Source organism: Halorubrum aethiopicum (assembly GCF_001542905.1).
Taxonomy (GTDB): domain Archaea; phylum Halobacteriota; class Halobacteria; order Halobacteriales; family Haloferacaceae; genus Halorubrum; species Halorubrum aethiopicum.
This window is the reverse complement of sequence record NZ_LOAJ01000001.1, coordinates 850,798-865,600: the sequence shown is the minus strand read 5'-3', so window position 1 is coordinate 865,600 and position 14,803 is coordinate 850,798. Positions and strand designations below refer to the sequence as shown.

General features: G+C 54.4%; 12 protein-coding genes and 2 tRNA genes. 9 read left to right on the top strand and 5 right to left on the bottom strand.

Annotated features, from left to right (window positions below):
• Window positions 1-91: 91 nt before the first annotated feature.
• The 4 genes from AXA68_RS04115 (at window position 92) to AXA68_RS16630 (ending at window position 5,508) form a co-directional block, all read left to right on the top strand.
• Entirely contained in the window at window positions 92-925 is an 834-nt protein-coding gene (locus AXA68_RS04115) for an alpha/beta fold hydrolase (RefSeq protein WP_066413183.1), read from the top strand.
• A 375-nt stretch (window positions 926-1,300) separates the two neighbouring features.
• Window positions 1,301-2,146, top strand: a complete 846-nt coding sequence (locus AXA68_RS04110) for a DUF502 domain-containing protein (RefSeq protein ID WP_066413178.1) — start codon at window positions 1,301-1,303, stop codon at window positions 2,144-2,146.
• A 308-nt stretch (window positions 2,147-2,454) separates the two neighbouring features.
• On the top strand, window positions 2,455-3,480 hold the full coding sequence (locus tag AXA68_RS04105; protein ID WP_066413177.1) for a tyrosine-type recombinase/integrase: 1,026 nt from the start codon (window positions 2,455-2,457) through the stop codon (window positions 3,478-3,480).
• A 177-nt stretch (window positions 3,481-3,657) separates the two neighbouring features.
• Complete coding sequence (locus AXA68_RS16630) at window positions 3,658-5,508, top strand: DUF2254 family protein (RefSeq protein ID WP_157884779.1); 1,851 nt, start codon at window positions 3,658-3,660, stop codon at window positions 5,506-5,508.
• A gap of 382 nt (window positions 5,509-5,890) precedes the next feature.
• On the opposite strand, the gene AXA68_RS16445 is transcribed toward AXA68_RS16630, so the two are convergent.
• Window positions 5,891-6,331: a hypothetical protein gene (locus tag AXA68_RS16445; RefSeq protein ID WP_106388643.1), complete on the bottom strand. Its 441-nt coding sequence runs from the start codon at window positions 6,329-6,331 to the stop codon at window positions 5,891-5,893.
• 235 nt (window positions 6,332-6,566) lie between these two features.
• Between AXA68_RS16445 and AXA68_RS16625 the strand changes: the two genes are divergently transcribed.
• From AXA68_RS16625 to AXA68_RS16620, 3 genes are all read left to right on the top strand, one after another.
• On the top strand, window positions 6,567-8,018 hold the full coding sequence (locus AXA68_RS16625) for a hypothetical protein (protein WP_157884778.1): 1,452 nt from the start codon (window positions 6,567-6,569) through the stop codon (window positions 8,016-8,018).
• A 630-nt stretch (window positions 8,019-8,648) separates the two neighbouring features.
• A complete protein-coding gene (locus AXA68_RS04100) occupies window positions 8,649-9,452 on the top strand; it encodes a hypothetical protein (protein ID WP_066413176.1) in 804 nt (267 codons plus the stop codon).
• A 58-nt stretch (window positions 9,453-9,510) separates the two neighbouring features.
• Window positions 9,511-10,494 carry a hypothetical protein gene (locus tag AXA68_RS16620; RefSeq protein ID WP_157884777.1) on the top strand — a complete coding sequence of 328 codons (984 nt, stop codon included), beginning with the start codon at window positions 9,511-9,513 and terminating at the stop codon, window positions 10,492-10,494.
• Window positions 10,495-10,513: 19 nt separating this feature from the next.
• On the opposite strand, the gene AXA68_RS04090 is transcribed toward AXA68_RS16620, so the two are convergent.
• Window positions 10,514-10,729 carry a hypothetical protein gene (locus AXA68_RS04090; protein WP_066413172.1) on the bottom strand — a complete coding sequence of 72 codons (216 nt, stop codon included), beginning with the start codon at window positions 10,727-10,729 and terminating at the stop codon, window positions 10,514-10,516.
• A gap of 232 nt (window positions 10,730-10,961) precedes the next feature.
• Here AXA68_RS04090 and AXA68_RS15845 point away from each other — a divergent pair, with 232 nt between their 5' ends.
• A complete protein-coding gene (locus AXA68_RS15845; RefSeq protein ID WP_080505150.1) occupies window positions 10,962-11,876 on the top strand; it encodes an HNH endonuclease in 915 nt (304 codons plus the stop codon).
• Window positions 11,877-12,232: 356 nt separating this feature from the next.
• Here AXA68_RS15845 and AXA68_RS04085 read toward each other — a convergent pair.
• Window positions 12,233-12,306 (bottom strand) — tRNA-Phe (locus tag AXA68_RS04085).
• 207 nt (window positions 12,307-12,513) lie between these two features.
• Here AXA68_RS04085 and AXA68_RS04080 point away from each other — a divergent pair.
• Complete coding sequence (locus tag AXA68_RS04080) at window positions 12,514-12,663, top strand: hypothetical protein (RefSeq protein WP_157884776.1); 150 nt, start codon at window positions 12,514-12,516, stop codon at window positions 12,661-12,663.
• Window positions 12,664-12,715: 52 nt separating this feature from the next.
• Here AXA68_RS04080 and AXA68_RS04075 read toward each other — a convergent pair.
• Together AXA68_RS04075 and AXA68_RS04070 are read right to left on the bottom strand one after the other, a co-directional pair.
• Window positions 12,716-12,788: transfer RNA gene (locus AXA68_RS04075), tRNA-Pro, on the bottom strand.
• A 71-nt stretch (window positions 12,789-12,859) separates the two neighbouring features.
• A complete protein-coding gene (locus tag AXA68_RS04070) occupies window positions 12,860-14,737 on the bottom strand; it encodes an SLC13 family permease (protein WP_080505149.1) in 1,878 nt (625 codons plus the stop codon).
• Between the last annotated feature and the right edge of the window lie 66 nt (window positions 14,738-14,803).

Here is a 14,803-nt window from a genome sequence, read left to right as displayed (position 1 = left end):
GCGTCCGCCGGCAGCCCACGATCGACCATCGGCAGCCCACGATCGACCGCCGGCCGCCAACGTATATACCGCCGCACGCACATCCCTCGGCATGGAGTCACACACGGTCGGCGGCGGCGAGGGGACGGAGCTACGCGTCGACGCCGCGGGACCGCCGGACGCGCCGACGGTCCTGCTCGTTCACGGCTACTCGCAGTCGCGGCTCTGCTGGTACGAACAGTTCGACGGGGGACTGACCGAGGAGTTCCGTCTGCTCGCGCCCGACCTGCGCGGTCACGGCGACTCCGAAAAGCCCGCGGGCGACGGCCCGTACCGCGACCCGGAGCTGTGGGCCGCGGATCTGCGCGCCGTGATCGAGGAGCTGGCGACCGACGATCCGGTCCTCGTCGGGTGGTCGTACGGGGGACTCGTCGTCGCCGACTACCTCGCCGTCGAGGGGACGGCGGACGTGTCGGGGGCCGTCTTCGTCGGGGCGATCACGGAGAAGGGAACCGACGCGGCCGGCGAGATCGCCGGCGAGGAGTTCGCCGCGATGCTCGACGACCTCGAGACCCGCGACGCCGAGGCCAGCGTGGCTGCCCTCGAAGCGTTCCTCGACATCTGTACCGCCGAACCGGTCCCGCCGCGGGAGTACCACCGCATGCTCGGGTACAACGCGCGGTGTCCCCCCCGAGTTCGGGAGGCGCTCCAGGCGCGGACCGGCGCGAACGCCGAGACGCTGCGCGGTCTGGACGTCCCAGCGCTGTTCGTTCACGGAGACGCCGACCGAGTCGTCCTCCCGAAGGCCGCCGAACGGCACGCCGACCTCGTCCCCGACGGCGAGGTCTCGATCTACGAGGGCGTCGGGCACTCGCCGTTCCTCGAGGCCCCGGAGCGGTTCGATCGGGAACTTCGCGAGTTCGCGCGACGCGTCACCGGGAAATAGCTCGCGGAGAGGGAGCGGCCATGTTCGGCCAGTACAGCCAAAACGACGAGCGACTCCGCCGTGCGGTGGCGTCGCCGGCACGTAGCACCGGCGTCACGCGAGAGCGAAGCTCTCGCCCTGCGCCTCCGAGCCCCCGGAGGGCGCGAGGAGCCCGCGAGGGACGCTGCGAGCGTGGCGAGGTACGAACGAAGTGAGTACCCCGATAAGCGAGCGGCGAAGCCGCGAGCAGGGAGTCGCAGCGAGGCGCTCCGTGCCTCTGGCAGCCGTCGGCGGAGCCCCGGCAACGAGGCTGGGGAGGCGTGAGGTGCGGGACGGTGCGGTCGAGCGTCTCGAAGGGGCGATACTGTTTTCACGGTGGTTTTCGTGAGAAGAACGATGGCGACTCCAGACCCCTCCGACGACTCGTCACGGCCGGCGCGGGACACGGTCGAATCGCTCTACGGCGGGACGCTCGACGTCCTGATGACGGGGATCGCGATCATCGTCCCCCTCGTGATCTCGCTGTACGTTCTGACGATCGCCCTCGATTTCATCACGAGCGCGCTGACTCCCTTCATTCGGGTGCTCAGGTGGTTCGGCGTCATCGCGTGGTTCAGGGAGACCGACCTCGTCTCCGTGCTGATCGAGTTACACGTCTACGGCTACGTCATCGACTTCTTCACGGAGATCATCGCCGTCGGCGTCCTGCTGGGGATCGTCGTCGTCGTCGGGTCCGTCGGTCGCCACCGGTACGGCGAGCAGGCGATAGACGTCGTCGACCTCGCGCTCGCGTCGATCCCTGGTATCGGGACCGTCTACAAGAGCTTTCGGCGGATGGGCGACGTGATGCTCGACAACGAGGCCGAGAACTTCCAGGAGATCAAGCTCGTCCAGTGTTTCGGCGACGACGTCCACGTCATCGGCTTCGAGACGAGCACGTCGCCGGAGACGGTCGCCGAGGCGGCCGGCCACGACGAGATGGTCACGCTGTTCATCCCGCTCGCGCCGAACCCCGTCACGGGCGGCTTCCTGACGCACGTCCCCCGCGACCGCGTCATGGACGTGGACATGTCCATCGAGGAGGGCGTCCGAAGCATCCTCACGAGCGGCGTCGCGAGCGGCGAGCGCGCCGACGAGCAGACTCCCGTCACCATGGGCGACCTGGAGAAGGTCACCGACATCGACCGTCTCCAGAACGCGATCGGGACCGACGAGGAGGACGCGGACGACGAGAAGACGTAGTCGATCGCGTGACGTCAGGACGCCTCTCCCCGATCTGACTCGCCGAGACGATCGACCGCTCCGCTCACGGGTTCAGAGTGTGCCGCCTCCCCGATTTGAGACGCGTGAGACTCCCTCCGGTCGTCTCACTGTTCCCCGCTCGCTTCGCTCGCGGGGACGGGGGACAGCTCGCTCTTCAGTCGGAGCTGACGAATGCGGATCGCGCCGAAAAGGTATGCCGCCTCCCCGATTTGAACGGGGGACAGCTCTCCGAGATCGGCCATTTCACTCGCTCTCTCTGTCGCTTTCTGCGCTTCAGAGAACAACCAATGAGCGAAGAACTCGAACCCATTTCGCCGGCTGCGGCGAAAGAGATGTATCTCGAAGCGCGAAAGCAGGAGGTATCGCAATCGACTCTCGACGGCTACCACTATCGGCTCAAGCACTTCATCCGATGGTGCGAGGACGTTGAGGCGATCGAGAATCTGAACAACCTCTCTGGGCGCGATCTTCAACGATTCAAGACATGGCGGAGAGACGATGGCGATCTGAAGCCGATCACGCTTCGGGGGCAACTCGACGCCCTCCGCATCTTCATCCGTTGGTGTGGATCCATCGACGCAGTCGAACAAGACCTCCACGAGAAATTTGAGGCACTGATGCCTCAACTCAACAAGACCGACGAACAGAGCGAGAGCATATTGGATATCGACCAGGCGCAATCTCTGCTTGAATACCAGCGGAAATTCGAGCACGCATCTCGTGCGCACGTTATCATGGAAATCCTGTGGCATACGGGAATCCGTCTTGGATCCCTTCGCTCTCTAGATCTTGAGGACTACGATGGAGACGCTGAACGGCTCACGATCCGCCATCGACCAGAGACGGATACGCCACTCAAGAATGGGAAAGAAGGAGAGCGTATAGTTGCCCTGAGTGCCGAGGTTTGCCGCTCAATAGAGGATTGGAGAGACCATAACCGCCATGACGTGGAGGACGAGTATGGGCGTGAGCCTCTTCTCACGAGTCGGAATGGCCGTATGAATCATACGAGTATCCGAGATGCGATCTATCGAATCACCCGTCCCTGTTACTATGGTGACGATTGTCCAAAGAGTCGAGATCCCGATGAATGTGAGGCAGGTGAATACAGTGGTTATAGCAAGTGCCCGGTCAACGTCTCCCCCCACGATATCCGTCGGGGTTCAATAACTCATTTTCTGACCGAAGATGTTCCTGAGAAGGTCGTCTCTGATAGAATGAATGTCGGGCAAGACGTTTTGGATAAGCATTATGACAAACGGGATGAAGAAGTGAAGGTCGAACAACGCCGAAACTATATTAGCGGGATCTAATTCGTCCAGTACTCTCAGATGAGGATCTTCCTATATTCCCACATCTGAAGAAGATACCGTCAAAAAAGCGATTTTATCTGAGGTTGCTCAAAGATGCGGTTCATAGCTCTTTTACTGAAATCTAGCTTGTCCATCAAGTAGGGAACTATTAACTATACTCTCATATCATGTAGCTTCATGAGCCCAGTTCGGAGGCGACTATTCGCTGGCTCAATTGCGCTCCTTCTATTGTTTGTTGGAGTTTTTGTAGGATATTGTATTCAAGCATATTCACCGAGTTCTGAAACCATTACTAGTACATTACAGACGCTTGTAATGGCACAAGCATCCGTATTAGCAATTGTATTCTCTGTTACCTTTGTTGTTTCTCAGATAGTGAGTACAAGATATTCACCAGCGTTTATCAAGCTATTCGTTAGATCACCGTTATTTCGAGAAGCACTCTATCTAGCTATTGGATCCATTATTGTATTACTAACTATCCTCGGTTTGATTCCTGCTCTCGGTACGAATGCGAAGGAATCACTATTCATTTGGATGATTGGGGTCTCGGGAGCCGTTTTAGTAGGCGTTGTTATTTATATAGGAGAATTCCTTGAACAAACAACGCCGACAAATCTATTACGGCACTATCATGCGCAGTTAACGCCAGAATCATACCGAGAGCAGTCAATAGAAGCTGGAAAAAACAATTCATTAGCTGATCATCCTTTACAGCCGATTTATGATCTTACGAGAACTTCAATTCAGCAAGATGAACTAGCGGTCGCTTCTGAAGGCGAAGAAACAATTCATCAGATCACTAATGATGTAATTGAAAGTCAGATAGCAGCAGATGGTATTGATTCTATTGTCATTCCCGATGAATATGAGGACAAATATGCTCAATCCGAAGAAAGCGAAAGAATCGGCCTCCTATTTACGCCAGTTCTTAGTGAGTACCTCCCTAGAATCGCACTTAGTTCGGTCGAAGAGAATTATATTGAATTATCACAAAATGCTGTAAATCATATTGGTGATCTTGGTGGGAAAGGCATACAATACAACAATATCACTATCTCTGACCTCGCACTTATATCAATATACAATGATGTGATGCTCGGGATTCCTGATCCTCTTGAAGAAGAATCAGGTCAAAGTCGGGTGTTACACACTTCAATCACAAATTCGCTCGATATAATGGGATATCTCATAGAAAATAGAGATTATGACCTTTTTCTTGACCGTTCATCACATGCGTACGAAATGATGAGATGGGTTGACGGAGTTACACCTAAGAAAAACCTCGTCCATAATGTCACAATTAAAGAACTGATCGATCGACAGGTTGAGTGGTACAAAAAGACCGTCTCAGAGAACGCCAAAGAGATTGAAGCTATTGATCCCCCTATTCATGAGATGGTAGGTAGTCGAGATCGAGATAGCATTCATTCGAATTACGATCCTCGACAGCACAGTAATTCAACTATTTCTATTCTTATTAATATACGAATACACATGATGACAATTACTGCGCAGCACTACCAATCTGTAGACTGGCCCGACGATGGAGGAACCATTCCAATGTATATTTCTGGAGCATGGCGAGAGCTGTTAGTGTATTCATTTAATCACCCACCCACAGCGAGTGCCATACTACTTGCTCAAAGATTTCTCGAAACCGTTGGATATACCGCAGTTCGACGGGGTGAAAAATCGGATTTTGAAGGCATGCCGACTTTAACAATAGTTCTTCGAGAAGGAGGAATCATTCCATTAGAGATTGCTTTTGATCGAATTCTGAAGAACCCGAGTTTTGATGATGTTTTTGGACTTGAATCATTCAGAGGTCTCCCGCGTCACACGGCATGGATCCCTTTTTCAATGGAGAATCATTCTGATGAGTTCTTAGAAACAATCAAGAAAATACGCGGAGATGTCCGAACGAAATATTGGAATAGACGATTCAAAAAAGGAAGATCAAATGCTGAGATTTTGGAAGTACACATACAGTATAACACAGATAGCGATATGTTTGAAATCGATTAGAAAACATCTGTACCCTTCAGTCTCAATTCACTTGACAAATGGCTTCCGCCCTTGAGAAAATGAGCAGTGTCCTATTGTCAAATTTTGGCTCTACAGGTAAGACGGAATTCGGTCTCAGAATCAGATGCTCAGACACGAGAGAGACCCCGGTCACGTCCCATTGACGTGAACATGGTGGAAAAATAGTTCTGTTGAAATCCTTAGTACGGACAGTACAATCTCTATCCTAACTTATTCAGACACACCGAATCAGAGGAAAACGAAGAAATCCGTGAGTGAATTGAAGAACAGACTTGAGAGAGACCAGTACGGTCTGTATAAAGAAGTCCAGTATCCACGAGTGATCGGAATGGGTACGAAATATGCCCAGAAGCTAGGCTCTTTAGATTACTTCCATCTTACACAAGTCATCAATAATATTATCTAAAATACGGCGTGATTTCGATACCATCGGATTTACGCTACCGTCATCCAAGATCACTCCACGATTCTGAATATCTCGAACCGCCCGGTCATGACGAATTAAGCGGAGTGGAATTTCCCGTGGCAGTTCGTCGAGCTCTGCCGTGGTTCGTTCCCGAATTGTTTCTTCGATCTCGTCAATTACCTCGATAGTTTCTCCCTCGGCTCTTTCATCTATGTTTTCTAGGGAGCAGTAGACTCCATGGCTCTTCCTATTGGTGTTGCATTTTGGAGCCCCACCACCAGAATTTCCTACAGCGTTTGAGTTTCCAAGTGGGGCCCCACCACCAGAATTCTCAACTGCATTATCGTTCCCAAGTGGAGCGCCGACACCCGATACTGGTTCTTGCTCTACTGACATTATTGTCTTTGAGTTTGAAGTTGAGATTGAAAATACGTCGCTTCCAAAAGTAGTAGTATGGATGTGAAATTGGAACTCTTGGAACCTATACAGGCACTCTTGGATTTATTTGGCTTGAATCCGTATAGTTGGCAGACACTAGACGACCTAATGAGTCAAGCGAATGAAACGGGGGAGAAAGCACCAATCCGGGCTCCCCTGTACGACATCCTGCCTAAGGGTGGAGGCCTTAGACATGAAAAAATATCCAATCAAAAGACATAACATTTCCGCCGAGAGCGTACCTAAGACGCTCAGAGAGCACAATCAGTGGATTTGTTGGCGCCACGAAGAGGGAAAGAAGCCTCCCTTCGATCCTGAAACAAACTGCAAACGTAATCCCATCAATACTGAAACTTGGTCAGACCTTGAGACTGCGCTTGATTCCTATCGTCGGGGGAATTACGATGGTATCGGGTTCGTCCTGACAGACGAGGACCCATTTGCTGGAGTTGATTTTGACGATATACGCGAGCCCTCGACAGGAGATGTTGATGAGAAAATTGAGGGAATAATCAAACGACTCAACTCTTACTCAGAGGTATCTCCATCAGGGACAGGAATTCACACTCTCATCCAAGGAGAGAAGCCGTCGGGTTACACTAACATAGAAAACATTGAGGTGTACGACTCGAAGCAATACTTCACCTTCAGCGGAGAACATCTTGAATCGACGCCTAAGACTATCAAAGACCGGCGAGAAGAGTTGATATCCATTTGTGAACAACACCTGCCCAAGAAATCCACCAGAAACGAACGAGATCGCGCTGAACTCCCCGCAGATGACGGAGGCGAGAAGATAATTGAAGAAGCCCGAGGATACATTCGTGACTTTCTCTATGGTCAGGAGACAGGGCCACGCGCACGAAAATACTATAACGACCTGCTTAACGGGCGATACGCCAAGCGTGGATTCAAGAATGATCGGAGTGGGGCTGAGACTACACTCTGCTCTTTCCTATACGGAATCTTCCTCGATGGAGGCGCTGACCGACAGCAGGCCCGCAGTCTGACATATCACTACTTTACCCATGCGGCGACCGAAAATCCATACACGAAACGGAGCGGAGAGAGACGAAAATGGGTAGCAGGGAGCGCTGACTGCCAGCGGAACTACCGACAGAACACTCTTGACTACGCGATAGAGAACTTCGAATTCGAGATATGGAACCTCTGGCGACAGAGCGGTAATCGAAAGACGAACGACTACTCCGAACACGCCTATGAGATCGCCATGGACGCACTCTACGAACTCACCGTAGCATATTCTCTCTCTTCTAACCCCCCCACCCTGTCTATTAATATGACCCCAGAATCGCAAGAATCTGGTGGCGGGTCATCGAGTGAGAATCCATATCCGACGATGGGCGAGATTGTTGAGAGAGCGCGGAAAGAGTACGAACTGTCGGAAGGGTCGTATGAGAATATTCTCCGAAATATTCGACAAAAAGGCGGGGCAAAGATGGCGCGAATTGGGTCAAGTACGTACGTGTATTATCCAGCGACCTATCCAGACCCCGCAGACGCCTGCTACGTGAAAGTTGAGGGGAAGAAGCGTGATCCTGAACCAGAGTCACAGAGGGAGGAATGGAATCAGGAGGTAATGACTGATAGAGGTACTATTTCGGCTAAACCCGAGAGCAATTAAAAGCTCGAACAAATCTGGAAGGCCCGGCAGGGCAACCATAGATCAGACTACGATCCGGACGTATATCGGTGCCCAACAGATGGCCGTAATAGAGTCGATATTGATGATCCTAGTAGTCTCTACCATCACGTGAGACTGTCCAGCGATAAGACTCACCAGCACCGTAGGTTGAATGAGAACTTAGAAATCGAAACGGAGTGGTGTGCTCTGTTGAATCCGCAGGAGGCGTTGGGATCGGATTACTCTATAGTCTCCTCAGGAACTCTGTCGAGGGAATTCTAAAATGCAGTCTCGGCAGGGATGTAGAGGATCAAGATCACTGGTTAGATCGATTCACCTCCTTGACGACAAAGAGCGAGATAATCACATCTTCAGAGATCGTGTTCTCTGTGCCGTCATCGGATTCAACAGAGCAGAGTGGTGTAAACTGGATTGGGGATGGGGTGTGCCTAGGTGAGTTTTCGGGACTTCCTATTGATGCTCCAATTACTCTACAGTATAAGATTCCGTTTCAATTGGAATATCATCTGCAGGCCGTTTGAGAGTATCAAATATCCGGTGTACCGTCGTATGGAGTTTACTTTCACATGCAGGATAAGGTATATTTGCCAACGCAACGACAGATGAGGCATGCCAAAAATCAAACTGAGGTTCGGTGAAGCGCAAGCCGACGAGTCGATCCCTCCACTTGAAACTTTAGCTGAAGAAGTTGAGAGAAATGGTATATTTGGCACGACAGGCAATCGGAGAGGTGTTTCGATGGAGTCTGAAGGAGAGGAGTACACCATCGGAGATGATTACATCTATCTGCGATACGTTCACGAGGTCACCGAGGAACGAAAAGAGATTGATGAGGGCGAAGTCGTCATCGGTGAAGGAAATATCGCCCGAATCATGCGGTTCCTGCTGACGCAAGACGGATCATACGCGTACGAGTCAACGTCTGGAGTGTATGATGATAATGCTCTGGAGTATTTGATCGGAGATGATTCGTTTGAGATCGATTTCCAATGTAATCGATATAATCGATTTACGCGCGAGCAGATGAAAGAGTTCTATGAGGGCGCATTCCGCGTTCGAGGCCTGAAGTTAGATGAAATCGGAGACAGAGATGAGGAAAATACCTCCATCGATTCTGATGTGGCAGGCCATGTGGATCGAGCCGGCGAAAGCGTAGTTCGAGCGGAATTTAGCACAGGTCAGCAAGACAATAATCTCCAAGGTCCGCCTATCGTTGACGGATTCGCACGTCTCTCAGAAGTGGATTACCTTCGGATGAAGAACGCTGAGGGTCAAATTAATGAGGCATATCAAAGTGGCCGCTACACAATCAGTCACCCTGCTGACATTGATCTTGATCAAGAAGGCGAACGTGTCCGTGATGTTCTTTCTTCCGTTACCGATGGACTGGCTCACGAAGAAGATAGCGACTGATTTCGGCTGACTGAACGAGGTTTGATACTGCTAGAGTTCCCGATATCCTGGTGATCAAATGAGTGACGAGGATGAATACAACTCCATCGCAGATCGACAAAAGGCAGGAAAACCACGAGTTCATCGTGAGTTGACTGAAAATGCACGTGACCGACTCTTCCCGATTGTTTCAAATCCGGCTAGTGTTCCGCTGACCAAATTGAGCAACGGCATTCCGGATTCCATTATTAATCAGGCTTTGAATGCCTCTTCGCAGGATGTAGGCTATTCCAAAATCCAAGAGTACCGACACGAAATGCGTACACCATTTGCTGAGCTACAGAATCTAATTATGACTGCCGAGACGGATACCGTATTAACGGTGATAGAGAATCTGTTTGAAGCAGTCACTTTCAAAAAATCGCCTAATGAGTGGGAGGATGTACCTCTCACACAGACACCTCTACAGAACAAACATGAGTTTGTAGTTCAAAGACTACCCGAAACCGCTCAAAAAATCAATACTGTACTGGAGACAGAGTGTATTCTGTGGAAATTAGAAGTTGAGAATACCGAGTTCAACTTCCGACCAGTCGGATCAGAGATGATGGAAGACGCTGTTGAGAACTTCATCGCCATTGCTCAATCGAAAAGATGGCAGTCCGTATCTTCACCATATAACACTGCTCACAACTTATACGCTGACAGAAAATATGGCAACGAAATTCCTGAGAAGCTTTATAATAGTATTGAGGAACTTGCCCGCACGATTTGCGTAGACTTGGAAGGATGGGAAGATAATCGTGAACAGAACCTATCGGTCTATCTCAATCGAATGCGTGAGGAGGGACTCTTTGAGCCGAACAACATCATGCACGCCGAATTGGTTGACCTGACGGAGTCAATGGAGAAGGCGTTTCAGAAGGCCGGTGCAGAGCGTAAGAATCGTCATAAAGAGATGGATCGGGAATACTGCACCCTCCTGCTCCATCAGGTGTCGGCCTATCTGACTTTCCTTATCCGGAGTTACGAGTCCGAGTTTGGCGATGAAGACTATGAGTAGCCGCTGTGGGCCGTTCAAATCACATCTTCGCAAGTAACTTTGCGATCAGCAGTCCCCCCGGCAAACCGACTACGATCAGCAGGACTATCGAATCCGCCGCAGTCCGTAGGATCGTTACTCCCTGTTCGGTCTGAAGTGCCGGTGTCATGGCGAAAGCGTTGAGGATGTATATCGAGAGTACTCCGAGAATGCTCAGGACAACGCCCGATACTATTCTCTCGACCGCGTCGGCCATGGTAGGAATATCGTCTCCTCTCCGAAAGTATCCTGCGGCTAAGGGGTGAGGCCGTCCAAATCGGTCAATCGCTCATTTGGGATAATATCGAAGGGAGTAGGGGACGGACAATTTCGGGAGACAATTATTCGTACTGTCTTCAGCCACCTGACTGGAAAGTCTTGTGCGGACCTTGATTCCATCCTATTGTCGGTCGATGGATATTACAGTATCAAGTTGCAGAATGTGAAATATGCGCGACCCGTCAGTTGATGAACATCGGCTTGATATTGGATCTGAGTATCACATGGATGATATCAAGGGCATATTCGATAGTGGGGGCTTCATGGCCGGCATCAACCCCCGGAAGGACGAGCACGGAGACGTAGAGTACATTGTCCTCACTTCAAGTGGAGATAGTCATTACTCGGACCACCTACGAGGCGATCGGGTCCGATATATCGGTCAAGATCATGGAGATGGGGATCAGCCTACATCTGGTCGAAACGGTCGGCTGATTGCCCAGTGCGACGAGTTGTCTGTTCCGATCTACTTCTTCAGTCGAGAGAGTAAGGGAGAGGATTGGGAGTATGAGGGGCTAGTCGACGTTGTCGATCATGAGTATATCTCTGATGGGACTCGGATGATTAACCGATTCCTCCTCGAAAAGTTGGGAATACCCTCTTCAGATGATTACGAGGAGGTCGAGAAGGCAGTAGTTAAGGAAAATGATGATCCTCCGCTAGAGGAAGATACAGATGAAACCGAAGAGACGGGATCTCGGAAAACAAGATCGGCCCTCTTCCGCCGGCGAGTAAAGCGGTACTACGATGAGACCTGCGCCATCTGTGGGTCGAATCGGAAGACACCTGAAGGTAATTCGGAGATTGAAGCGGCTCATATCTACCCACGAAGAGAAAATGGACGGGACCACTATCGGAACGGGCTTGCACTTTGCAGGCTCCATCATTGGGCCTTTGACTCCGGCTGGATTTCAGCAACGGATGACTTCGAGATCCTTGTCAGGCAAGAAGATGGTCGGGACGAGTCTGAAGAGTTCGCATCTCTGGAAGGCAATCAGTTGATTCTCCCTTCGAGTGAGGATCATTGGCCTCTTCCGAAATATCTCCAAAAACATCGCGAGATGCACGACTTCGACAGCGTGTAGTGGCCGATCTCGTGAGAGCGCGTAGACTGGAATATGAGCCAAGATAATAGCGAGCAGAGTCTTTCTGCTGCTTCTCTCATAGACTCGCTCTATAGACTCGTCAGCGGCTTTAGAATATCCTTCGAGAGCTATGGATTGCCCCGACGCATTCCTATGGAGAATTTCAGTATTTCAGAGGTTGTGTGGTGTGTACAGGGGCACGAGTAACTACAAGGGCCTTCCCGGTCAAATGAGGATGAAGCGCCAGAAGGCGTCGGGGCGCGAGTGGAAGCATGGTCAAATCTAATCGGGAATTCGGCGGTAAAATCGCCGTAAGGCGTTGCCTGCGTGCGAATGAAAACCGAGTAGAATCGGGATGCCGCCTCCCCGATTTGAACGGGGGACAGCTCGATCTTCAGTCGAGTGCTCTCCCAGTCTGAGCTAAGGCGGCTCGCGTCTCGACCAAGGCCGAATCGAGACAAAAGGATTTCGAAAGACGGCGGTCGCTCCGGGACGGGACCGCGACGGCACGACACGGACCCGATCCGAGGGTGACGACGGCATTCCGCGTCGATACCGGTTTCGTCGGCACCGAAACGCGACGGAGCCGGCGGTCGGACGAACAACTATGTGTCTCGGTACCGAACCGATCGGAACGATGGCACCGAACGGGACCGATGACGCCGAGGAGGAGCCCGGGCCGTGGTGGCGGCGGCCGATCGAGGCGGTCGTCGCCGCAGGGCGGTGGGTCGCGGACACCTTCCGCGGATACGCGGGGATGCGCGAGTTGAAGCGAAATCGGCGGTAGGAGGCGTCTCGAACGCGGCAGCGACGCTCGCCAGTCCACGACGGGAGGAGGATGGGACCGCCCGGATTCGAACCGGGGTCACGGGCACCCAAGGCCCGAAGTATACCAGGCTAACCCACGGTCCCTCGCCTCTCACTACCGGCATGAGCCGCTAAAGCGTTTCGTTCGGCGGGCGGGCTTCCGCGGCGGCGACCGCCTACACGCCCCAGAAGAACGCGATCCCGAGCGTCGTCACGACGGTCAACAGTATCTGGAGGGGCGCGCCGAGCCGGAAGTAGTCCGTGAACGCGTAGCCGCCGGGCCCGTACACCATCAGGTTCGTCTGGTAGCCGATCGGCGTGAGCATCGCCGTCGACGCCGCGAACGTCACCGCGAGCACGAACGAGAACGGGTCGGCCCCGATCGCCGTCGCGGTGTCGACCGCGACCGGGATCATCAACACGACGCTCGCGTTGTTGCTTATCACGTTGGTGACGAGCGCCGTGAACAGGTAGAACAGTCCGAGGACGACCACGGGATCGAGCCCGCCGGAGGCGGTGACGACGACCGCCGCGAGCCACGCGGCGGCTCCCGTCCGCTCCATGGCGACGCCGAGCGGGATGAGCCCCGCGAGGAGGAAGATCACGCTCCAGTCGACCGAGGAGTACACCTCGTTCGGCTTCACGCAGCCGGTCGCGACCATCGCGACGATCCCGCCGAGCGCGCTCACGAAGATGGGGAGGACGTCCAGCGCGGCGAGCGCGACGACGGCGGCGACGATCCCGAGCGCGACCGGGATCTTCTCCGTCCGGAAGTCCGGCCGCGTGAGCCGACCGCCGACGACGAAGTTCCGGTCGCTGTCGAACCGCCGGATCGTCTCCTCCGTCGCCTGGACGAGGAGGGTGTCGCCGGGCCGGAGGCGGCGCTCGTCCATCCGCGCGTGGATGACCCGCCCGCCCCGCCGGATCGCGAGGACGGTCGCGTCGTACCGGTCGCGGAAGTTCAGCGTCTCCAGCGTCTCGCCGACCAGGCGCGCCTCCGCGGAGACGACCAGCTCGACGAGGCTCTGTTCGGTCGCCGGCTCGATCGCCTCGGCCTCGGTCGTGAGCCGTGCCTCCTCCACCTCGGCGTCGGGCGCGAGGTCGAGCCCGTCGGCGTCGAGCAGCGTCATGAGGCTCTCGCGGTCCGTCCGCAACACCAACACGTCGCCCTCGCGGAGCTCCTTCGGCCCGAGCGGCTCCGTGAACGCCCGGTCGTCGCGGACGAGCTGGACGATGTCGGCGTCGATATCGAGGGGTTCGAGACCCTGGTTCACCGTCCGACCGACGAGCGGCGAGTCGCCGCGGACGACCACCTCGGTCAGGTACTCCGTCATCCCGAACTCGTCCATCAGCGCGTCGTCGGTCCGGATCCGCTCGGGGAGCAGGTACGGCCCGACCGTCGCGAGGTAGACGCCGCCCGTGAGCAACACGACGACGCCGAGCTTGGTGAACTCGAACATCGAGAACGGGTGCCCGAGCAGCCGCGCCGAGACGTCCGAGGCGAGGACGTTCGTCGAGGTCCCGATGAGCGTCAACATCCCGCCGAGCATCGCCATGAACGAGACGGGCATGAGCAGCTTCGAGGGCGACACGCCCGTCCGCTCGGAGATGGCGTTCACCATCGGGATCATGATGGCGACGACCGGCGTGTTGTTGATGAACCCCGCCGTCCCGCCGGCGAGCCCGAGCACCGCGAGCAGCTGTCCGCCGGGGCTGTCGCCGAAGCGGTCGGCGATCCACGCCCCGATCCCGTTGACGAGCCCGGACTGCCGGATCCCCTCGCTGAGGACGAACATCGCGAGGACGGTCACCGTCGCGGAGCTGGAAAAGCCCGCGACGCCGGTCGCGGGATCGACCCGGGTCCACGGCTCGAGGGCGACGAGCGCGACCATCACGCCGATCGCGGTGACGTCTATCGGTACCGGGGCCGTGACGAAGAGGACGAGCGCGACGGCGACGATCGCGAAGACGAGGAGGATGTCCGGGGTCAACGGCGGAAGAGCCGATACGGAGAGGGGGCCCGATCCGACCCGTAACGCCCCGAGCGCGGTCATGGCGGAGTCACGAGACCGAACGGCGAAAAGGTTGAGGTCGGCCCGTCCGTCCCGGGCGGCCCGGTC